This is a genomic window from Promicromonospora xylanilytica, from assembly GCF_054782895.1.
The window spans coordinates 120,349-139,907 of the sequence record NZ_BAAGRP010000073.1 but is presented as its reverse complement, the minus strand read 5'-3'; the positions used below and the strand labels follow the sequence as shown (position 1 = coordinate 139,907).

Genomic DNA, 19,559 nt, shown 5'->3' with positions numbered 1-19,559 from the left:
GGGCCGGGCCGGGCCGCACCGGGCCGAACTACGCTTGCCCACGTGAGCACGAGCACCGAACTCCCCCGCCAGGTCTCCGAGACGTTCGACCCGCAGCGCTGGCGCACCGTCACCGGCTTCGAGGAGCTGACCGACCTCACGTACCACCGCGGCGTCGACCGCTCCGGCGCCGAGCCGCGCGACCTGCCCGTGGTCCGCATCGCGTTCGACCGCCCGGAGGTGCGCAACGCGTTCCGCCCGCACACGGTGGACGAGCTGTACCGGGTCATGGACCACGCGCGCATGACGTCCGACGTCGGCACGGTGCTGCTCACCGGCAACGGCCCCTCCCCCAAGGACGGCGGCTGGGCGTTCTGCAGCGGCGGTGACCAGCGCATCCGGGGCCGCGACGGTTACCGGTACGCGGAGGGTGAGAACGCCGACTCGATCGACCCGGCCAAGGCCGGCCGCCTGCACATCCTGGAGGTGCAGCGCCTCATGCGGACCATGCCGAAGGTCGTGGTCGCGGTGGTGGACGGCTGGGCCGCGGGCGGCGGGCACTCCCTGCACGTCGTCGCCGATCTCACGGTGGCGTGCCGCGAGCACGGCAAGTTCAAGCAGACCGACGCCGACGTCGGCTCGTTCGACGCCGGGTACGGCTCCGCGTACTTCGCCCGCCAGCTCGGGCAGAAGCGCGCCCGCGAGGTCTTCTTCCTCGCCCGCGAGTACTCCGCGGACGACGCGGAGCGCTGGGGCTCCGTCAACGAGGTGGCCGCCCACGAGGACCTGGAGGGGCTGGCGCTCGAGTACGCGAGGATCATCGCCGGCAAGTCGCCGCAGGCCGTCCGCATGCTCAAGTTCGCCTTCAACGCCGCCGACGACGGCATCGCCGGCCAGCAGGTGTTCGCCGGGGAGGCGACCCGGCTGGCGTACATGACGGACGAGGCGGTCGAGGGCAAGGAGGCGTTCCTGGAGCGCCGCGAGCCCGACTGGTCCGGCTTCCCGTACTACTACTGACGACGGCTTCTGCCGGCACATCCTGATGCCGCGTCGCTGGCGGCACGCGGCTGCCGAAGGCGGCACGCGGCTGCCGAACCGCAACGAATGCGAAGTCCGGAAAGGGCCGCGGCGCCGAACCGCAGGTTCCACCTCACCTTCGGTGCCGAACCGCAAGATGCGCGTCTCCCCGGCCCCGGATCGACGTGCATCCTTCGGTTCGGCGGCCGGGACGACACACACCCTGCGGTTCGACAACAGCCGGAGCCCCAACCGACACACACCTTGCGGTTCGACAACAGCCGGAGCCCCAACCGACACACACCTTGCGGTTCGGCAGCGGGCCCGACGCGGGTGTCGCGACGAGGCACGTCAGTCGTCGTCCGCCGCGCGGCCGTCCGCGGCAACCGGAACCGCCGTTGCCTCGACCCGGACCTCCTCGGCTCCCAGGGCGGCCGCCAGGTCGTCCGGTCCCGTGAGCACCACGACGCCCGGGTAGCCCGCGAGGATCCGCTCCAGCCGCGCGCGCCCCTCCTGGTCCAGGTCCCGGTCCAGGTCAGCGATCAGGAGCAGTGGCGGCTCGCCGTAGATCGCGCGGGCGAGAGCGAGCCGGGCGCGCTCGTCGGTGGTCAGCGGCTCACCGCCGGCGCGCAGCTCGGTGCGGAACCCGTCCGGGAACCGGTCGGCGGTCAGGCCGACGGCCGCGAAGACGCCCGCGGCGGTCTCCTCGTCGAGGTCCGGGCGCCGGTAGCGCAGGGCGCGGCGCAGCGGCCCACGCTCGAACACCGCTCCCCTGGCGGCCAGCCCCACGAGCGTGCGGCCGCGCGCGGGTGCGACGGCACGCAGGTTCTGGCCGGCCACCCAGACCTCGTCGGCGGCGCCCGGCGGGGCGGCGTCGAGCCCCACCACGCGGTGCATCAGGCGCAGCGGGGCTTCCGGGTCGGCACTGGTCAGGCGGATCCGGGCGCCGGCGGCCGCGCGCAGGGGCGAGCCGTCGGGGGTGAGCCCGGGGACGTCCACGTGCACGAGACCCGGGCCGTCCACGCCGTCGGGCACGGGGGCCGACGCCGCGATGTGGCGCGCCTCCTCGTACTCGGTGCGGCGGCGTGCTGCGTCCGCGAGCGCCGGGCCCAGCACGGCCCTCGCCGCCAGGTACGTCTGGCGGTACTCGACGATCCGGCCGGTGTCGATGATCGGGGTCGACGCGATCCCCGCGACCGCCATGGCCGCCATGGTGACGCCGGGGTCGAGGCCTCGCACGACGCCGGTCGTCGCGACGGCCAGCGTGGCCAGCAGCGCGGCGACGGTGCCGCCGGCCCGGATGGTGCCGACGATCACCGAGCGGTCGACCGCCCGGTCCACGACCACGTCGGAGGCCGAGTCGATGTGGCCGAGCTCGCGGCCCGCGCCGCGCGCCGCGATGATCTCCTGCGAGGCGCCGACGGTGTCGGCGATCCGGGTGGCCATGCGGCCTCTCGCGCGCCGCAGCCGGCGGGACTTGAGGTAGGCGATCCTGGCCCAGGGCACCATGACGGCGGCGAGGACGGCGAGCGGGAACAGGAACCCGATGCCGAGATAGGGGTCGATGATCATGAGGCCCACGGCGGAGCCGGCGATCAGCGGGATGCCGGCCGCGAGCGGCCCGATGCCCTGTGACACCCAGTTCCGCACGCTGGAGAGGTCGTTGGTGGTCCTGGCGACGGTGATGCCGAGGTGGGTGCGGCTGCCCGGGGTCAGCTCGGCCTCCAGCAGGTCTCGCCGCACCTCCCGCACGTAGTCCTGACCGAGCCGCTCGGCGACGATCCGTTCCTCGACCCGGAGCCCGCCGAGCGCCACGGCCGCCGCCACGATGCTGACGATGACGGCAGCCATGGGCCACGGGCTGCCTGCCCGGAGCTGGGTGAGCGCCCAGGCGCTCACCGCGCCCAGCGCGCCCTGGCCGAGGCCCAGCGCGACGAGGCCGAGCAGCCAGCTCCGGCGGGCCCCGGTCCCGACCCGTGGCAGCTCGCCCGGTTCAGGCGACCGCACAGCCGTCCCCGGCCGGACCCGACGCCGGCGCCAGGCCCGCGGCAGGGGCCAGTCCGGCGGCGCTCAGCGCGACGCCGGGCAGGCACAGGTCGAAGGTCGGCACGACGCTCACGTCGAGGGCGGTACGGGCCTCGGCCGTGGCGAGCGGCGACGCCGTGAGCACCCCGGACACGAGCGACGGCTCGCAGCCGATTGCGCGGAGCGCCCCCACTCCTCCGCTCGCGCCGAGGGCGTCGCCCGCCGCGAACACCACGCGGTCGACCACCGAGCGGAACGCGTCGTCGGTGAGCAGGCGGCGCGTGTCGCCCTGGTAGAGACCGTCCGCGATCTCGATCAGGACGACGTCCGGGGCGCCGTGCCCTGCCGGGGACGCCAGCACGTCGGCCATCGTCGCGAACACGTCACGCACGTCCTCGAAGCCGAGACCGAACGTGCTGGGCAGGCCGAAGTCGGTGAAGTCGACGACGTGGTCGGCACCCGCGTCGGTGTAGTGGTTCGCGTCGTTGCCCGCGCCCGTGCCGGTCGCCTTGCCCGCGTGGACGGTGCGGCCGGCGGCGGTGAGCCCACGGGCGAGGCAGGCCAGCGTGGTGGACTTGCCGGAGTTCATCGACGTACCGACCACTGCGACGACGGGTACGCGCGTCGCCGCCCCGCCGGCCAGCGCCGTGGGCCGTACCGGGTGGGGCGCGTACGCGGCGAGGTTCACCACGCCGTCCGCGTTCGTGAGGAGACCGACGGGCTCGATCACCGTGGCGTCCTTGATGGTCGCGTGCTGGTCGACGACGCGCGAGGCGAGCCCGCCCGCGGCCGCGAGGTGGCACTGCCCGAGGTCCTCCGGGATGACCGCGTGGAACTGGTCCGCCGCGTAACGGGACCCGTAGGCCACGAGGATCTCGTCGCCCTCGAACAGGATCTGCCGGCGGGAGGCCGGGGACTCCAGGCGGCGGTGCTGGCCGATCGTCACGACCCGGGCCAGGACCACGTCGCCCGGACGGGGCGCCCGGGCCGGGTCGACGGTCAGGTGGAACGCGGCGGGGTCCGCCTCGACCGCCGCGGCGACGAACCGCGTGGAGTAGGCCTTCTTGGCCCGCAGCAGGCGCCGCACGAGCGGGCCGGGCGTACGCGCCGCCACATCGGCGGTGCCGACCCGCAGCGGGGTGGCGACGGGACGCGGGGCGTAGCCGCGCAGGTGCGAGGTCGTGTCGAGAATGCTCATGGCAGCCACGCTTTCTTGTCGAGGGACGCACGGTGCGACACCGTCACTCAACTAGGCCGCCATGAACCCGTCATGAGACCGGGATGAAAGGTCTCTCATCGAGTGGTGTCGCCCCGGCGCGCACGACCGGCAGACGTCGCGGCCGGCAGACGTCGCGACCGGCGCACGCTCAGCGCGGCGTCCAGCTCCCTGACCGCTCGGGCACCAGCTCGACCCACGTGTTGCCCGGGTCGAGCAGCGCCTCCTCGCCGCCGGGCAGCTTCAGCACGATCGGCGAACGGTGGTCCTTCTTGGACCAGCGCACCGGGACGCTGTGCCCCATGGAGGCCAGCGTGCCCTCGCCGCCGCTGCGCGCGAGCCGGTGCTCGGGAACGGCGGCTCCGGACGGGTCCACCCACTTGGTGTCGAACACGAAGGTGGACAGCACGAGCACGTTCCGGGCGGTGTGCCTGCTACCGTCCGCCGCCACGGACGACGCCGAGCCCTCGCTGCGCAGGTACCGCTTGCGCTCCGGGGCCCATGTCCAGACGCTGCGCTGCGCCGGGGACAGGCGCACGTCCACCTCCCGGGCCGGCTTCCCGGACCGCGGGGCCGATCCTTCGCCCACCTTCCGCGCGTACTCGAACTGCGGCGGTGGCGGGCTGGTGCGGCGGTCGTCGGCCTGTGCGAGGAACGCCGGGACGCTCCCGATCACGTTGTGCGGCGCGACCCGCCCGGGGTCGCGTGTGAAACCGCCGGCGCCGTCGTCCATGATCACGGTCTGCGTGCCCTCCCGCTTCGTCGCGGCGATGAACGGTCCCTGCCCGCCGGAGAACGCCAGGATGCCGTCGAGCGGAGCCACGATCGCAGCGTCCATCGGCCGGATGGAGCGCACGGGCTCCACCGCGTCCGGGATCTTCGAGTGGTAGGTCGCCACGAACCGGGAGATGCCGCCCTCGACCACCTCCTCCCAGACGATGTCGGCCTCCACGAGACCGCGCTGGGGCCGTGCCTCCACCGCGTTCTCGACCTTCACCGACACCGCCGGCCGGTCCGCCACCTTCTTGGTCGGCATACCCGTGAGGGGCCACACCGGGGGCAGGTCCGGCTTCGGCGGGCGGTCCCGGTCACCCCGCACCGGGGCGTCGACGGTCGTGGTGGGGGTGGGCAGGGGCTCGTCGGGCGCACCCGGGCCGCAGCCGGCCAGCCCCAGCCCCGCCACGAGGGCAGCGGCCGTGACCCGCACCGCGGTCGTCCAGCGTGCCGTCATCCGACCTCCTCCGCCCGGGCCCCGAACTCACTCGGGGCCGTTCCGCGTGGCGCACACCCTACCGACACGGTAGTCCCGCACGCCCGCGACGCGCTTACCCTCGTGAGGTGGCCCCGACCGACCCCCTGACCGACGTCGTCCGCGGTGTCCGCGCCGCTCTCGACGGCGGTCCCGCCTATGTCCCGCAGCCCCGGCTGTCCGACGCCGCGCCGCCGCCCCGCACCGCCCTCGTGCTGCGCACGTCCGGTTCCACGGGAAACCCTCGTGAGGTCGCACTGAGCGCCGCCGCCCTGCGTGCCTCCGCCGAGGCCACCCACGAACGGCTCGGCGGTCCGGGCCGCTGGCTGCTGGTCCTGCCGCCCACGCACGTCGCCGGGGTCCAGGTCGTCACCAGGTCCCTCGTCGCGGGCAACGGGGTCTACCCGACGGAGCCGGAGCGCTTCACCCCGGCCGGCTTCGCCGCCGTCGCCACCGACTTCACCGACTTCCTCGCGCACGGACCTCGCGCGTACGTCTCCCTGGTGCCCACCCAGCTGCACCGCCTGGTCACGGCGGCCGACGACGGCGACACCGCCGGCCTCGACGCCCTCACCCGGTTCGACGCCGTGCTGGTCGGCGGCGCAGCGACACCCGCGCCGCTCCTGGCCCGTGCGCGGGCCGCCGGGGTCCGCGTCGTCACGACGTACGGCATGTCCGAGACCAGCGGCGGCTGCGTGTACGACGGCGTCCCGCTCGCCGGGGTCCGCGTCCGGACGGTCGACGCCGAGCCCGGGTCCGGCCCGGCTCCCGCCTCCGGGACGGGTGTGGTCGAGCTCTCCGGCCCCATGCTCGCCGAGGGCTACGTGGGCGACCCGGACGCCACGGCCGCCGCCTTCCGCACCGACGCCGGGGGCACCCGCTGGTTCCGCACGTCCGACCTCGGCCGCCTCGACGACGGCCGGCTCACGATCCTCGGCCGCGCCGACGACGTGATCCTCACCGGCGGCGTCAACGTCGCCCCCGCGGCCGTCGAGGACGCGATCGCCGAGCACCTCGCGGGGCTCGGCCGGCCGGGCGAGGCCTGCGTGGTCGGCGTGCCGGACCCTGAGTGGGGCCAGGCCGTCGTCGCCGTCGTCAGCGCGGGCGGTGGTGCTGCCGGCGGGCCGGGCCTGTCCGACGGCGGTCGCGAGCTGCTCGCCGGTCTGCGCTCCGCCGTCGGGCAGCGGCTCGGGACCCCGGCCGCGCCGCGGCGGGTGTACGTCACCGCCGCCCTGCCGACCCGCGGCCCGGGCAAGGTGGACCGCCGCGCGGTACGGGACGCCGTCGTACGGGCCGAGCGGCGGGCCGGCCGGGAACCCGTGCGACCATGACTTCGTTCCTCCGCCAGGGCCGCGCACAGGTGCGGCCCCGGCGTCTCGGACCGGACTGTCCCGAGGAACCGGACACACCTCACGAACGAAGGGCACCCTGATGGCGACTGCCGCCGAGTGGATCTCCGGGGCGCGGCCCCGCACGCTGCCGGCGGCGGCGGCTCCGGTGATGGTCGGCACCGGCGCGGCCGCGCAGGTCGACTCCGCGGCATGGCTGCCCGCGCTGCTCGCGCTGGGCGTCGCGCTCGCGCTGCAGGTGGGCGTCAACTACGCCAACGACTACTCGGACGGCGTGCGTGGCACCGACCTCGACCGGGTGGGTCCCATGCGGCTGACCGCCTCCGGCGCCGCCGCCCCCGGCGCGGTGAAGCGCGCGGCGTTCGCGGCCTTCGGCGTCGCGGCGGTGCTGGGCCTCGCCCTGAGCGCGGTGTCGGGCCACTGGTGGCTGATCGCGGTCGGCGCGGTGGCCATGGCGGCGGCCTGGTACTACACCGGCGGCAAGACGCCGTACGGGTACCGGGGGCTCGGCGAGATCGCGGTGTTCGTGTTCTTCGGCCTGGTCGCGGTGCTCGGCACCACGTACACGCAGGCGGACCGGATCACGTGGCCCGCGGTGCTCGGTGCCGTCGGCGTGGGCCTCATCGCCTGCGCGCTGCTCATGGTGAACAACCTGCGCGACATCCCCACCGACGTGCTGGCCGGCAAGCGCACGCTGGCGGTGCGCCTGGGCGACCACCGGGCTCGCCGGGCCTACGTCGCGATGCTGTGGGTCCCGGTGCTGCTGGCCACCGTCTGCGCCTTCTGGGCGCCGTGGTCGCTCGTCGTGCTGCTCCTGCTCGGGCCGGCGACGCTGCTGACCATCCCGATCCTGGCCGGGGCCCGCGGCAAGCTGCTGATCCCGGTCCTTGCCGGCACGGGACTGTACGAGCTGGGCTACGGCCTGCTCCTCTGGTTCGGCCTGTCCCTCTGACCGGCCCGGCCCGGCCCAGCCCAGCCGGGCCGGGCTCGTGGTCGGTAGAACGTCAGGAGGTCGGCAGCTCGGGTTGCCGACCTCCTGACGTTCTACCGATCAGGCGCGGTCAGCCGCGGTCGGCGCGGTCAGCCGCGGTCAGCCGCGGTCGGCGCGGTCGGCGCGGTCAGCTCGGTCCAGCTTCGCGTCCTCGTGGGCCGCGTCGGCGTCGACCTTCGGTGTCGCAGCGCGTGCGGCGGCACGACGCTCCGCGCGGTCTGCCATCCACCGCGTCGCGGCGTCGCGCGGCTTGCGCAGCGTCAGGTAGGAGACGGCGAGCGCGACCACCACGGCGATGATCGGGAGCAGCCAGCCCCGCAGACCGACCGCGTAGAGCAGGCCGAAAGCCACGCCGAACAGCGCGAGACGGAGCAGGGTGTAGATCACGAGAGGCACCCACCCATGGTAGGCCGGGACCTGGCCGTACCCCGCCGCGTGGCAACGCGGCGAAGGTCACGTAACGGTATGCGAGATCCCCGCCAACCCGCCGTAGGCTGGGGTGTATGGCACGCATACTCCTGATCCTGGTCGTCGTCGGACTCATGGCGTATGCCCTGACCGACGTCTGGGGAGCTGACGAGGACGAACGCGGTGGGCTGCCCCGCTGGCTCTGGGTGATCCTGATCGTCTTCCTGCCCCTGCTGGGCGCGATCTCGTGGATCGTGGTGCGTGTCGCGGCCCACCGGAACAGCTCGGGCCCCTCGGGTCCCGGCCGCGGTGGCAGCCGCCCGACACCGCCCCCGCGCTCCCCCCGGCCCGGCCCGCGACGCCCGTCCGGCCCCGTCGCCCCCGACGACGACCCCGAGTTCCTCTGGCTGCTGGAGCAGGAGAAGCGCAAGCGTGAGCGCGAGGCCCGCAGCCACCAGGACGCCAAGGACGACGAGGCCGAGAACAACTAGCCGGTCCGCCGTCACGGGCCGCGCAAGAGCCCCCGCGAGAATGACCTGAGGCACCGCATCCGGCTCGGACGCGGTGCCTCAGGTCATTCCCGGGACCGGCTGCGGACGGGCACCGTCACAGGCCCGAGTACGAGTGCTTCCCGTTGAAGATCAGGTTCACGCCGGTGAAGTTGAACAGCACGCACGCGTAGCCGGCCACGACGAACCAGGCCGCGCGCGTGCCCGACCAGCCACGCGTGGTACGGGCGTGCAGGTAGGCCGCGTAGACCACCCACACGATGAAGCTCCAGACCTCCTTGGGGTCCCAGCCCCAGTAGCGCCCCCAGGCGTCCTCGGCCCAGATGGCGCCGCCGATGAGCGTGAAGGTCCACAGCACGAACGCGACCGAGTTCAGCCGGAACGAGAGCGACTCCAGCGCGTGGGGCGTCGGCGTGTGGTCGAGCCAGCCCCAGCCCCGGGCGGCCAGCACGGGCGAGCCGCTGTCGCGGCCGTCGCGCAGGAGCTGCAGCACCGACGTCACGAACGCGACGGTGAAGATTCCGGTGGCGCAGATGGCGACGCCCACGTGGATCACGAGCCAGTACTTCTGCAGCGCGGGCTGCACGCCCGTGGCCACGACGAAGAACTGCTGCTGCGCCAGCACGAGGAACAGCACGCCGAGGCCGGTGACGAAAGCACCGAGGAACCGCACGTCGCGGCGGGTGTTGACCCCGACGAACACGGCGATCGCCACGAACGTGCCGACCAGCGCGAACTCGTACATGTTGGCCCACGGCGCACGGCCCGCGGCGACGCCGCGCAGCACGATGGCGGCGAGCAGCAGCGCGGTGGCCAGCCAGGTCACGGACATCCCGATGCCGGCCAGCTTGCGGTTCACCGCTCCGGGAGCGGCCTCACCCGCACCCGGGCCGGGTCCGTACGGCGTCACCGGCTCGGCGCCCCCGGAGCCGACGGCCACCTGCTCACGGCTCCTGGCGGCGTCCCGCGCGTCGACTTTCGCTCCCGACAGGCGCGACAGGTCCACCGCGAACGCGATGAGCGCGACGGCGAGAGCAGTCGCGGCGCCCCAGACGAGCAGCACACTCAGGTTTGCCAGGTCCATGTTCAGTCCTTTTCCGATCTTGTCGGGGTCTCGACAGGCTCGACCTCCGGGTCAGGCACGGCCTCCCGGCCGGGTACCGCCTCGAGCGCGCGGTCGACCTCGGCCTGCAGGCCGGCATCGTCCCCGCGGGCGAGCCCCGCCACCTCGACCACGGTAGCGCCGTTCGTGGCGACGTACGCCCGCGCCCAGACGCGCCGCCGGGGCGTGAACAGCGAGACGGTGAGCCCGCCGAGAGCGAGCAGCGAGAACACGAGCACGAACCCGAGCGAGGGGTCGTACCGCAGGTCGAGCGCCACGTAGCGCGGCAGCTCCGCACCGAGGGTCAGGGTGCCGAGCCCGTCCGGCAGGTCGACCGTCTCGCCGGGCCGGGCCAGCACCTTGACGCGCTCGCCGGACTCCTCGACGGCCGGGTCGAGCGACGCCGTGTCGAGCTCGTACACGTTCTGCGGGGTGCCCTCGTCGAGACCCAGGTCGCCCGTGTACACCTCGAGCACGAGCAGCGGTTCGACGGGCTGGGGGAACACCGAGCGGGCGGACCCGTCGGGCTCGACCTCCGCGGTCGGCAGGAAGTAGCCGACGAGGCCGATCTGCTCGAGCCCCGGGGACACGTCCGGCACCTTCACCACGCCGCGGGACGTGTACATGGTGTCCTGCGGCACGAAGGTCACGCGGCCGGAGAACGCGGTCTCGCCCTCGGCGTCGCGCACCGTGATCTCGGGCGCGAAGCCGTTGCCCTGCAGATAGATCTTGGCGCCGTCGACGACGAGCGGGTGGTTCACCTTCACGGTCTCGGGGCGCTGCTCGCCGGAGGGCTCCGTCACGGTCACGTGCGCCGTGAAGTCGCGCGCCTGCGCGAAGGCCACGGTGTCGCTCGCGAACTCGGACACGAACCGGTCGAGGGTCATGGAGAACGGGACCAGGGACTCGGGCCGGAACCACGCGCCCTTCTCGAACGTGTCGTAGTCCACCACGGCGTTGGCGAACCCGCGGCCCTCGGTGACGATCGCCTGGCCGCGGTAGTGCAGCAGCTGACCGGTCGCGACCGACACCAGCAGGCCGACCAGGGCCAGGTGGAACACCAGGTTCCCGGTCTCCCGCAGGTAGCCGCGCTCCGCGCTCACGGTGGCCGACGCCGGCCGCGTGCCCCGGGCGGCCTCCTCGCCCCTGTCCACGCGGAAGGTGGGCAGCCAGGAGATCTTGCCCCGCAGGCGGGCGGCGACGGCGTCGGCGGCCTCCTCGGGCGAGACGCCGGTGGTGGCCGACGCCCGGGCCGGGAACCGGGTGAACCGGAACGGTACGCGCGGCGGGCGGCCGCGCAGGGCGCGGTAGTGGGCCATCGACCGCGGCAGGATGCAGCCCACCAGCGACACGAACAGCAGGATGTAGATCGCGGAGAACCAGACCGACGTGTAGACGTCGAAGAACCCGGCCTTGTCGAGCCACTCGCCGGCCGTCGGGTGGTCGGCGAGGTACTCGATCACGCCGGCCGCGTCCTGGTTGCGCTGCGGCAGCACCGAACCGGGCACCGCCGCGACGGCGAGCAGCATCAGGAGCATGAGCGCCACGCGCATCGACGTGAGCTGGCGCCACATCCACCGCAAGGTGCCCACCAGGCCAAGCGCGGGCGCGCCGGGTCGCTTCGGCGACGGCTGCTGCTCGCTGGACGGGGCGCCCTGCGTGAAGTCGTCCGCGATGCCCTCGGGGACGTACCTACCTTCCCTGGCCATCAGATCACCGTCTCGAATCCGCCGATCCAGAGCTGCATGGCGCCGGTGATCCGCGTCCACAGCCCGGTGACCAGCAGGAGCCCCACGAGCACCAGCAGCCCGCCGCCGATCCGCAGCGCCGCGAGGCGGTGCCTGCGCAGGAAGTCGAGCATCCGCTCGGAGCTCTGCAGCCCGAGAGCGACGAGCAGGAACGGCACGCCGAGACCCACGCAGTAGGCGACGCCCAGCAGCGCCCCGCGCCCCGCCGACGCCTCGTCGATCGCGAGCGCCTGCACGGCGCCGAGGGTCGGGCCGATGCAGGGTGTCCAGCCCAGGCCGAACACGACGCCGAGGAGGGGCGCGCCCCACAGGCCGGCGCGCGGGGTCACGTGGAACCGGGCCTCGCGCTGCAGGAACGGGACGGCGCCGAGGAAGCCGAGGCCGAGCAGGATCACCACGGCGCCGAGCACGCGGGTGATGACGTCCTCCCAGCGCACCAGGTAGGTGCCGAGTCCGCCGAACGCGGCGCCGAACGAGACGAACACGGCGGTGAAGCCGAGCACGAACAGCGCCACCCCGCCGACGACGCGGGAGCGGGCGGGCTTGGTGCGCGTGCTCACCGCCCCGGCGGTCGTGTTCATGGAGGCGGCGGCCATGCCGCTCACGTAGCCGATGTAGCCGGGGACCAGCGGCAGCACGCACGGCGACGCGAACGAGACCAGGCCGGCCAGCACGGCGACCGGCACCGCCAGGAGCAGGGAGCCGCTGAACGCGGTGCTCGCGAGCCCGTCGCCGACGGCGGTCGCGACGGCGCCGAGGGGGCTGCCGGGAAGCATCAGGCGGCCTCCGCCAGGACCTCGTCGATCAGGGCCTCGAGCGTGGAGTGCTCCGCCTGCCCGATGACGCGCGCGGCGACGTTGCCCTCCTGGTCCAGCACGACGGTGGTGGGCACGGCCTGCAGCGGCACGACGCCGTTCAGGCCGGCGATCACGGCGCCCGTGCGGTCCTCGATGCTGGGGTACGGCACCTCGAAGGTGCGCTGGAACGCCAGGGCGGCACCGGCGTCGTCCTCGGTGTTGATGCCGAGGAACCGCACGCCGTCCGTGGCGTTCGCGAGGTCCACGAGATCGGGGGCCTCGGCGCGGCACGGCGCGCACGAGGCGTACCAGGTGTTCACGACCACCACGTCACCCGCCCACTTCGACGTGTCGACGTCGTCGCCCTCGAAGGCGGTGCCCTGGATGGCGACGGGGCCCTTGCGCTCGCCCGGGTCGTAGGTCTGCACGGACCCGTCCCCCGAGACGTACCCCTGTCCCACGACGTCGCCCGCGCCGGAGTCCTCGGGCGTGCACGCCGTGAGCGCCGCGACCAGGCCGATGACGATGCCGACCGCTACGACTACCTGAACGACCTTGAAGGTCCTGCCCCGCATCACGCGCCGGCGACCTTGCTCGCACCGTCGTACAGCTCCGCGGCCGGCTCCGTGTAGTGGAGGCCCACGAACCGGTCGTCCTCGAAGCTCAGGGACGTGAGGGACGCCAGGTTGCACTGGCGGCTGCGCGGGTCGTGCCAGAGCTGACCGCCCTCGAACGACCTGCGGGTGAGCCACACCGGGAGCTGGTGGCTCACGAGCACGATCTCGTGGCCCTCCGCCGCACGGCGCGCGTCCTCGACGGCGTGGCGCATGCGCTCGACCTGGTGGGTGTAGGGCTCGCCCCAGGACGGGCGGAACGGGTTCCACATGTACGGCCAGTTCCGGGGGCTCTTGAGCGCTCCGCCGCCGTCACCGCCGGGCAGACCCTCGAACCGGTTGCCCGCCTCGATGATGCGGTCGTCGGTCGCGAGCTCCAGGCCGAGGCTCTGCACCAGCGGGGCCGCGGTCTCCTGCGCGCGCTGCAGCGGGGAGGCGACGACGCGGACCACGTCCCGGCCGGTGCTCGTGAGGTGGTCGGCGACGATCTTCGCCATCGCCTGGCCACGGTCGGAGAGGCGGTAGCCGGGCAGCCGCCCGTACAGGACACCGTCAGGGTTGTGCACCTCGCCGTGACGCAGCAGGTGAACCGTCGTGGAAACCATGGCGCCCAGTCTCGCACCCGACCCAGGGTGCCTGTGACCTCCAACGGGTGCGGGTTGCCGCATCTCACACCGATCCGCGGCAGGTTCGGCCGCCGCCGGGCGCTCGGACCGCTAGTCGCAGTGCGCCGCGAGCCCCTCCTCCGTGCCGCCGGAGAGCTTCGAGGACTCGGCGACCTTGGCCATGATGCGGCCCAGCATGGCGAACTCCTCCGGCTCCAGCGCCTCCACCATGATGTTGCGCACGGCGGTGACGTGGCCGGGGGCCGCCCTCTCGAGAGCGGCGAGGCCGGCGTCGGTCATGGTGCAGTTCACCCCGCGCCGGTCGCCCTCCGCCGCGCTCCGCTCGACGAGGCCGCGTGCCTCCATGCGCGCGACCGTGTGCGTGAGCCGGCTGCGCGACAGCACCAGGCCGTCGGCGAGCGTCGACATGCGCATGGTGCGCTCCGGCGCCTCCGAGAGCTGCACCAGCAGGCTGTACTCCCCGAGCGAGAGGTCGAGGGTCCGGTCGTGGACGGCTCCGAGCGCCTCGACGAAGCGGGCGGTGCCCTCGAGGTAGTGCCGCCAGGAGCCCTGCTGCTCCTCGGTCAGCCAGATGTCTCGCTGCTCGATCGTCTCTGCTGCCATGTCACCCACCGCTCTCGTGCTCACCCGCTCGCGCACCCTCTAGGAATACGTTACGGGACCAGTTATGTTGGACCTGAACGTGACTAGTTGATCTCTCAACTATCTACCCAAACCGCCGCATCATCAAGGAGCTCTCTCACATGGCCACCTCGCTTCCCGCCGGCCTCACCACCGGCACGTACGAGATCGACCCGTCCCACACCACCGCCGCCTTCTCCGTCCGCCACGCGGGCATCGCGAAGGTGCGCGGCACCATCGCCGTGGCCTCCGGCAGCATCACGGTGGGCGAGGACCTCGAGTCGTCGAGCGTCACCGCCGAGCTGGACGCCGAGTCGGTCAACACGGGCGACGCCGGCCGCGACGGCCACCTGAAGAGCGCGGACTTCTGGCACGCCGAGGAGAACCCGGCCTGGACCTTCACGTCCACGGCCATCCGCCCCGACGGCGACGCGTACATCATCTCGGGCGACCTGACCATCAACGGTGTCACCAAGGGCGTCGAGCTGGAGACCGAGTTCACCGGCACCGCCAAGGACCCGTTCGGCAACGACCGCGCCGGCTTCGAGGCCAACCTCGAGATCAACCGCAAGGAGTTCGGCCTGACCTGGAACGCCTCGCTGGAGACCGGCGGCTTCCTCGTGGGCGAGAAGGTCAAGATCACGCTGGACGTCAGCGCGATCGCCAAGGGCTGACCCGCTCTCGGCCCCTACCGACTCGCGTCCAGCAGGCCGCGGGCGACCATGAACCCCACGATCATGGTCGCCCGCGGCCTGCTGTACTGCTGTCAGGCACAGATGGGCCTCAGAGCGCCGCCGCCCGCGTCGCCGCGTGGAAGGCCAGGATCTGCAGCTCACCACCGACGTCGACGGACCGCACCACCACGTCGTCCGGCACCTGGAGCGCCACCGGCGCGAAGTTGAGGATCTCGCGCACGCCCGCGCCGACCACGGCGTCCGCCACGTCCTGGGCGCCGTGCCCCGGCAGCGCGAGCACCACCATCGACACCCGCTCCCGCTGGATGACCTCGGCCACCGCGCGCACGTGCTCGACGGCCACCCCGGCCACGAGGGTGCCCACGACGTCGGGCGACGCGTCGAGCAGGGCCACCACCTGGAAGCCGCGCGTCGCGTACCCGGAATAGTTCGCGAGCGCGTGCCCGAGGTTACCGATACCGACGATCGCGAGCCGGTGCTCGGTCTCGAGCCCCAGCGCGACGGTGATGTACGAGGCGAGCGACTCGACGTCGTACCCGACGCCGCGCGTGCCGAACGAACCCAGGTACGACAGATCCTTGCGCAGCTGCGCCGAGCTCACGCCCGAGCGTTCGGCGAGCTCCGTCGAGGAGGTGAGGTCCACCCCCTCGGCCGCGAGGTCGCGCAGAGCGCGCAGGTAGTACGGCAACCTCCCTACCGTCGCCGCCGGAACCGTGCCGTCACTGAGTTCGACCACGTGCTGCTCCCCTCCCCGCGACCACTGTGTCGCGGGCGTACGCACACACTGCCGGGATGATCATGCCAGGAGGCGGGCCAGGCGCGCACCGTCCACGCGCCAGAATCCCTGCTGGACCCCGTCCACCTCCACCACGGGGACGTACTCCCCGTACTTCTCCCGCAGTGCGGGCGCGCTGTCGATGTCGACCTCGCGCCATTGGGCTCCGGCCCCTTCGCACACCTGCACGACGACGGCGCGTGCGTCTTCGCACAGATGGCACGCCTCGCGTGTGTACAGGACTACCCGGGCTCCGGCAGGACTTGTCACGCCATGAGGTTACGTCACACGGGCGACGGCGAGCGGTCGGTATCCGGAAGACAGCCGGACGAGGCGTCACCACCTGGTCTTGTCACGGTCGCACCGGGCCGCCCGGCGGGAACTTGCGCGACGTGTCACGCGGATAGAGTGACCTCCATGCCGTCGACGCTCCCCTCGTCCGCCACCGCGGCGTTCTTCGACGTCGACAACACGATCATCCGCGGTGCGAGCGCCTTTCACCTGGCCAAGTCGGCGTACCAGCGCAAGTTCTTCGGTACGCGGGACATCCTGAGATTCGCGCTCATCCAGGCGCGCTACCTGGTGTGGGGCGAGAACAAGGAGCAGATCGACGAGGTGCGCAACCGTGCCCTGTCGCTCATCGCCGGCCGCAGCGTCGCGGAGATCGCCACCCTCGGCGAGGAGGTGTGGGACGCCGTGCTGTCGTTGCGGATCTACCCGGGTACGCGCCGGCTGCTCGACGAGCACATCGCGGCGGGCCACCAGGTCTGGCTGATCACCGCCACGCCGGTGGAGATCGCCCAGCTCATCGCCCGCCGGCTGGGCGCGACGGGGGCGCTGGGCACGATCGCCGAGCACAAGGACGGGTTCTACACGGGCCGGCTCACCGGTGACCTCATGCACGGCCAGGCCAAGGCGGACGCCATCGTCACGCTCGCCGACGTCAACGAGATCGACCTCGACGAGAGCTACGCCTACGGGGACTCGCTGAACGACCTGCCGATGATGCGCGTGGTGGGCCACCCCTGCCCGATCAACCCCGACCTGCGGCTACGTCGGCACGCGCAGGAGGTGGGCTGGCCCATCCGGGAGTTCCGCGGCCGGTCCCAGCGGGCGGCGGGGCGCGGGGTGCGTACGGCGTCGTGGGCGGGGGCGGCGTGGGTGCTCGGCCTGGTGCTGCGCGCGGCCCGGCGGCGGCTGCAGGGCCGCTAGCCCGTCCGCTGGTCGGCCCACCCGGCCGCACCCGCGGAAAGACAGCTCGGAGACACGAAGAAGGCCCGGCCCACAAAGGGCCGGGCCTGCTCGTCACGCGCCGGAGGGCGCGGGCGTCACTTCTTGTTACGGCGCTGGTGGCGCGTCTTACGAAGCAGCTTGCGGTGCTTCTTCTTCGCCATACGCTTGCGGCGCTTCTTGATGACGGAGCCCATAGGTCCTCGCAATGTTCGATCGGTCGGCGGCAGCCCGACGACGGGCCGCTCAGCGAAATGGTCCACGGTTGGTCCGGGACAGTGACGCCAGAGTGACGATGGCCGACCAACACGAAAGGGAGTCCGTTCCCTAGGCTACCTGGTCCGGCGCGCGCCCCGTAATCGACGGCGGTGTGAGTTGCGCCGACAGGGGCCTGCCGGCCCGGTCACGGCCGGGCGGCGAACCGGTCCAGCAGCTCGGCGTGGCCGGAGCACACGAGCAGATCGTTGGCCGAGACGCGGGTCTCCGGCGTCGCGTAGACGAAGTCCACGCCGGGCGACTTCACGCCGATCACCGTGACGCCGTAGCGCTTGCGGATGTTCGACTGCGCGAGCGTGAAGCCCTGCGCCTCCTTGGGCGGGCGCATCTTGACGATGGTGAACCCGTCCTCGACCTCGATGTAGTCGAGCAGCTTGCCGCTCACGAGGTGGGCCACGCGCGAGCCGGCGTCGGCCTCGGGGAAGACGACGTGGTGCGCACCGATGCGGGTCAGGATGCGGCCGTGCTCGGCGGAGATCGCCTTGGCCCAGATCTGGGGCGTACCGAGGTCGACCAGGTTGCCGGTGATCAGCACCGACGCCTCGAGCGACGAGCCGACACCGACCACCGCGACGCCGAAGTCCTTGGCGCCGAGCTGCTCCAGGGCCTCCGGGTTGGAGGCGTCCGCCTCCACCAGCGGCAGCCGCCCGGACCACTGGGCGACCAGGGTGGGGTCCTGTTCGACGGCGAGCACGTCCTGGCCCAGCCGGTCCAGGGTCGCGCCGATCGACGACCCGAACCGGCCCAGACCGATCACCAGCACACCCGCGTCCCGCTCGGGCTTCTTCTCCGCCACGGTTTTCCCTCTCTAGCCACGTGAACAGCCAGTTCTCCGACCTACACGTCACGATAGTGACCCATGGTCCCGCGGCGTCCTATCCGATGATGGGTCGTTCCTCGGGGAAGCGTACGATGCGCCGCCGGTCGCGCAGCGCCAGCACCGCCACGACCGTCACCGCCCCGGTACGCCCGACGAACATGAGCGCCGACAGCCAGTACTTGGCGCCGTCGGGCAGGCCCTGCGTGATCCCGGTGGACAGGCCCACGGTCGCGAACGCCGACAGCACCTCGAACAACACCCTGGACAGGTTGTGGTCGGTGAGCTCCAGCAGCGCGACGCACGACACCAGCACGATGGACGCACCCGTGAACACCACGGCGATGGAGAGCCGCAGCACGTCGCGCGGGATGCGCCGGCCGAACGCCTCGATGTCCCGGTCACCGCGCGCCTCGGCGAAGATCGCGAGCATCATGACGGCGAGGGTGGTCACCTTGATGCCGCCGGCGGTCGACGCCGACCCGCCGCCCACGAACATGAGCGCGTCCTGGATGAGCCAGCTCGACTGGGTCATGGCCCCGACATCGACCGCGCTGAACCCGCCGGAGCGCGGCATGACGCCGGCGAAGACCGCCGCCAGCAGCTTCTCCCCCAGGGTCAGCGGACCGAACGTGTGCGGGTTGGCCCACTCCAGCACCAGGAGCAGCAGCGCCCCCACCGCGAACAGCACGAAGCTGGTCACGAGCGTGAGCTTGGTGTGCAGGGAGAACCGCCGCGTCCAGCCGTGCCACCGCTGGCCCGGCCGCGGCAGCGACCGCTGGATGTTGAGGATGACCGGGAAGCCGAGCGCGCCGATGAACACGCCGAGCGCGATCGGCAGCATGAGCGTCCAGTCCCCGACGTGCGGCATCAGGCCCTCGACCGTGGGCACGAAGCCCGCGTTGTTGAAGGCCGAGATCCCGTAGAACAGCGAGTGCCAGGCGGCCGTGCCAGCGTTGCCCTCGATCACCCAGAACCGGGGAAAGAGGAGCAGGGCTATCGACAGCTCGATGGTGGTGGCGGTGACGATGATGACCCGGATCAACGACCCGACGTCGCCCAGCTTGCTGGTCTTGGTCTCCGACGCCGTGAGCAGCTTCTGCGTCAGCCCGATCTTGCGCGACACGATCATGCCGAGCAGGGAGGCGACGGTCATGATGCCGAGGCCGCCCACCTTGATGCCGGCGAGGATGACGATCTGCCCGTACAGGGACCAGTAGGTCGCGGTGTCCTGCACGACCAGGCCGGTGACGCACACCGCGGAGACCGCGGTGAACAGCGCGTCGACGAAGCGTGCGCCGCCCTCGCCCGCCGTCGCGAGCGGAGCGAGGAGGAGCAGCGTGAACACACCGATCACAGCCGCGAACACCGTGACCGCCAGCCGGGCCGGGGCCCGGAACGCGAGCACGTCGATGTACTCCCTGAGACCGAACAGCCGGTGCCGCAAGCTCGGCGCCATCCGACCCGCTCCCTCCCCCAGCTCTCGACGATCGACGCCTTACTCTGCCACGCCAC

At 72.7% G+C, this 19,559-nt stretch carries 21 protein-coding genes; 6 read left to right on the top strand and 15 right to left on the bottom strand.

Features of this window, described 5'->3' with window-relative positions:
- The first annotated feature begins 42 nt into the window (after positions 1-42).
- Entirely contained in the window at positions 43-996 is a 954-nt protein-coding gene (locus ACYVK7_RS22625; RefSeq protein ID WP_460889975.1) for a 1,4-dihydroxy-2-naphthoyl-CoA synthase, read from the top strand.
- 351 nt (positions 997-1,347) lie between these two features.
- Here ACYVK7_RS22625 and ACYVK7_RS22620 read toward each other — a convergent pair whose 3' ends face one another.
- The 3 genes from ACYVK7_RS22620 to ACYVK7_RS22610 form a co-directional block, all read right to left on the bottom strand.
- The gene (locus ACYVK7_RS22620) at positions 1,348-3,003 is read right to left on the bottom strand and encodes an ABC transporter ATP-binding protein (protein ID WP_460889974.1); all 1,656 of its coding nucleotides are present in this window, start codon (positions 3,001-3,003) and stop codon (positions 1,348-1,350) included.
- Positions 2,990-4,219: a DUF1611 domain-containing protein gene (locus ACYVK7_RS22615; protein WP_460889973.1), complete on the bottom strand. Its 1,230-nt coding sequence runs from the start codon at positions 4,217-4,219 to the stop codon at positions 2,990-2,992. The genes ACYVK7_RS22620 and ACYVK7_RS22615 overlap by 14 nt, the downstream gene beginning before the upstream one ends.
- Before the next feature lie 169 nt (positions 4,220-4,388).
- A complete protein-coding gene (locus tag ACYVK7_RS22610; RefSeq protein WP_460889972.1) occupies positions 4,389-5,468 on the bottom strand; it encodes a DUF3048 domain-containing protein in 1,080 nt (359 codons plus the stop codon).
- A gap of 107 nt (positions 5,469-5,575) precedes the next feature.
- Here ACYVK7_RS22610 and ACYVK7_RS22605 point away from each other — a divergent pair, with 107 nt between their 5' ends.
- Both ACYVK7_RS22605 and ACYVK7_RS22600 read left to right on the top strand, forming a co-directional pair.
- Positions 5,576-6,817 carry an AMP-binding protein gene (locus ACYVK7_RS22605; protein WP_460889971.1) on the top strand — a complete coding sequence of 414 codons (1,242 nt, stop codon included), beginning with the start codon at positions 5,576-5,578 and terminating at the stop codon, positions 6,815-6,817.
- A gap of 100 nt (positions 6,818-6,917) precedes the next feature.
- Positions 6,918-7,787: a 1,4-dihydroxy-2-naphthoate polyprenyltransferase gene (locus tag ACYVK7_RS22600; RefSeq protein ID WP_460889970.1), complete on the top strand. Its 870-nt coding sequence runs from the start codon at positions 6,918-6,920 to the stop codon at positions 7,785-7,787.
- Positions 7,788-7,925: 138 nt separating this feature from the next.
- Here ACYVK7_RS22600 and ACYVK7_RS22595 read toward each other — a convergent pair whose 3' ends face one another.
- Positions 7,926-8,222 carry a DUF4229 domain-containing protein gene (locus ACYVK7_RS22595; RefSeq protein WP_460889969.1) on the bottom strand — a complete coding sequence of 99 codons (297 nt, stop codon included), beginning with the start codon at positions 8,220-8,222 and terminating at the stop codon, positions 7,926-7,928.
- A gap of 107 nt (positions 8,223-8,329) precedes the next feature.
- On the opposite strand from ACYVK7_RS22595, the gene ACYVK7_RS22590 reads away from it, so the two are divergent.
- Entirely contained in the window at positions 8,330-8,725 is a 396-nt protein-coding gene (locus ACYVK7_RS22590; protein ID WP_460889968.1) for a PLD nuclease N-terminal domain-containing protein, read from the top strand.
- A 115-nt stretch (positions 8,726-8,840) separates the two neighbouring features.
- Here ACYVK7_RS22590 and ccsB read toward each other — a convergent pair whose 3' ends face one another.
- The 6 genes from ccsB to ACYVK7_RS22560 all read right to left on the bottom strand — a co-directional run bounded on the left by ccsB (position 8,841) and on the right by ACYVK7_RS22560 (position 14,233).
- Positions 8,841-9,827, bottom strand: coding sequence for a c-type cytochrome biogenesis protein CcsB (gene ccsB / locus ACYVK7_RS22585; protein ID WP_460889967.1), 987 nt, complete (start codon positions 9,825-9,827; stop codon positions 8,841-8,843).
- Between the two features lie 2 nt (positions 9,828-9,829).
- Entirely contained in the window at positions 9,830-11,554 is a 1,725-nt protein-coding gene (gene resB / locus ACYVK7_RS22580) for a cytochrome c biogenesis protein ResB (protein ID WP_460889966.1), read from the bottom strand.
- Positions 11,554-12,369, bottom strand: coding sequence for a cytochrome c biogenesis CcdA family protein (locus ACYVK7_RS22575; RefSeq protein WP_460889965.1), 816 nt, complete (start codon positions 12,367-12,369; stop codon positions 11,554-11,556). Before ACYVK7_RS22575 ends, resB begins: the two co-directional genes overlap by 1 nt.
- A complete protein-coding gene (locus ACYVK7_RS22570) occupies positions 12,369-12,965 on the bottom strand; it encodes a TlpA family protein disulfide reductase (RefSeq protein ID WP_460889964.1) in 597 nt (198 codons plus the stop codon). Before ACYVK7_RS22570 ends, ACYVK7_RS22575 begins: the two co-directional genes overlap by 1 nt.
- On the bottom strand, positions 12,965-13,609 hold the full coding sequence (locus tag ACYVK7_RS22565; protein WP_460889963.1) for a histidine phosphatase family protein: 645 nt from the start codon (positions 13,607-13,609) through the stop codon (positions 12,965-12,967). Before ACYVK7_RS22565 ends, ACYVK7_RS22570 begins: the two co-directional genes overlap by 1 nt.
- A 111-nt stretch (positions 13,610-13,720) precedes the next feature.
- Entirely contained in the window at positions 13,721-14,233 is a 513-nt protein-coding gene (locus ACYVK7_RS22560) for a MarR family winged helix-turn-helix transcriptional regulator (RefSeq protein WP_460889962.1), read from the bottom strand.
- A 140-nt stretch (positions 14,234-14,373) separates the two neighbouring features.
- Here ACYVK7_RS22560 and ACYVK7_RS22555 point away from each other — a divergent pair, with 140 nt between their 5' ends.
- Entirely contained in the window at positions 14,374-14,925 is a 552-nt protein-coding gene (locus ACYVK7_RS22555; protein ID WP_460889961.1) for a YceI family protein, read from the top strand.
- Between the two features lie 109 nt (positions 14,926-15,034).
- On the opposite strand, the gene ACYVK7_RS22550 is transcribed toward ACYVK7_RS22555, so the two are convergent.
- Both ACYVK7_RS22550 and ACYVK7_RS22545 read right to left on the bottom strand, forming a co-directional pair.
- Complete coding sequence (locus ACYVK7_RS22550; protein WP_460889960.1) at positions 15,035-15,682, bottom strand: redox-sensing transcriptional repressor Rex; 648 nt, start codon at positions 15,680-15,682, stop codon at positions 15,035-15,037.
- 60 nt (positions 15,683-15,742) lie between these two features.
- Positions 15,743-15,991, bottom strand: coding sequence for a glutaredoxin family protein (locus ACYVK7_RS22545; protein ID WP_377190563.1), 249 nt, complete (start codon positions 15,989-15,991; stop codon positions 15,743-15,745).
- Positions 15,992-16,138: 147 nt separating this feature from the next.
- On the opposite strand from ACYVK7_RS22545, the gene ACYVK7_RS22540 reads away from it, so the two are divergent.
- Positions 16,139-16,933, top strand: coding sequence for an HAD family hydrolase (locus tag ACYVK7_RS22540; protein WP_460889959.1), 795 nt, complete (start codon positions 16,139-16,141; stop codon positions 16,931-16,933).
- Between the two features lie 116 nt (positions 16,934-17,049).
- Here the strand turns inward: ACYVK7_RS22540 and ACYVK7_RS22535 are convergent, their stop codons facing one another.
- The 3 genes from ACYVK7_RS22535 to ACYVK7_RS22525 form a co-directional block, all read right to left on the bottom strand.
- Entirely contained in the window at positions 17,050-17,148 is a 99-nt protein-coding gene (locus tag ACYVK7_RS22535; RefSeq protein WP_003792170.1) for a 30S ribosomal protein bS22, read from the bottom strand.
- A gap of 206 nt (positions 17,149-17,354) precedes the next feature.
- Entirely contained in the window at positions 17,355-18,023 is a 669-nt protein-coding gene (locus ACYVK7_RS22530) for a potassium channel family protein (RefSeq protein ID WP_460889958.1), read from the bottom strand.
- Positions 18,024-18,102: 79 nt separating this feature from the next.
- Positions 18,103-19,503, bottom strand: a complete 1,401-nt coding sequence (locus ACYVK7_RS22525; protein WP_460889957.1) for a TrkH family potassium uptake protein — start codon at positions 19,501-19,503, stop codon at positions 18,103-18,105.
- Positions 19,504-19,559: the final 56 nt, after the last annotated feature.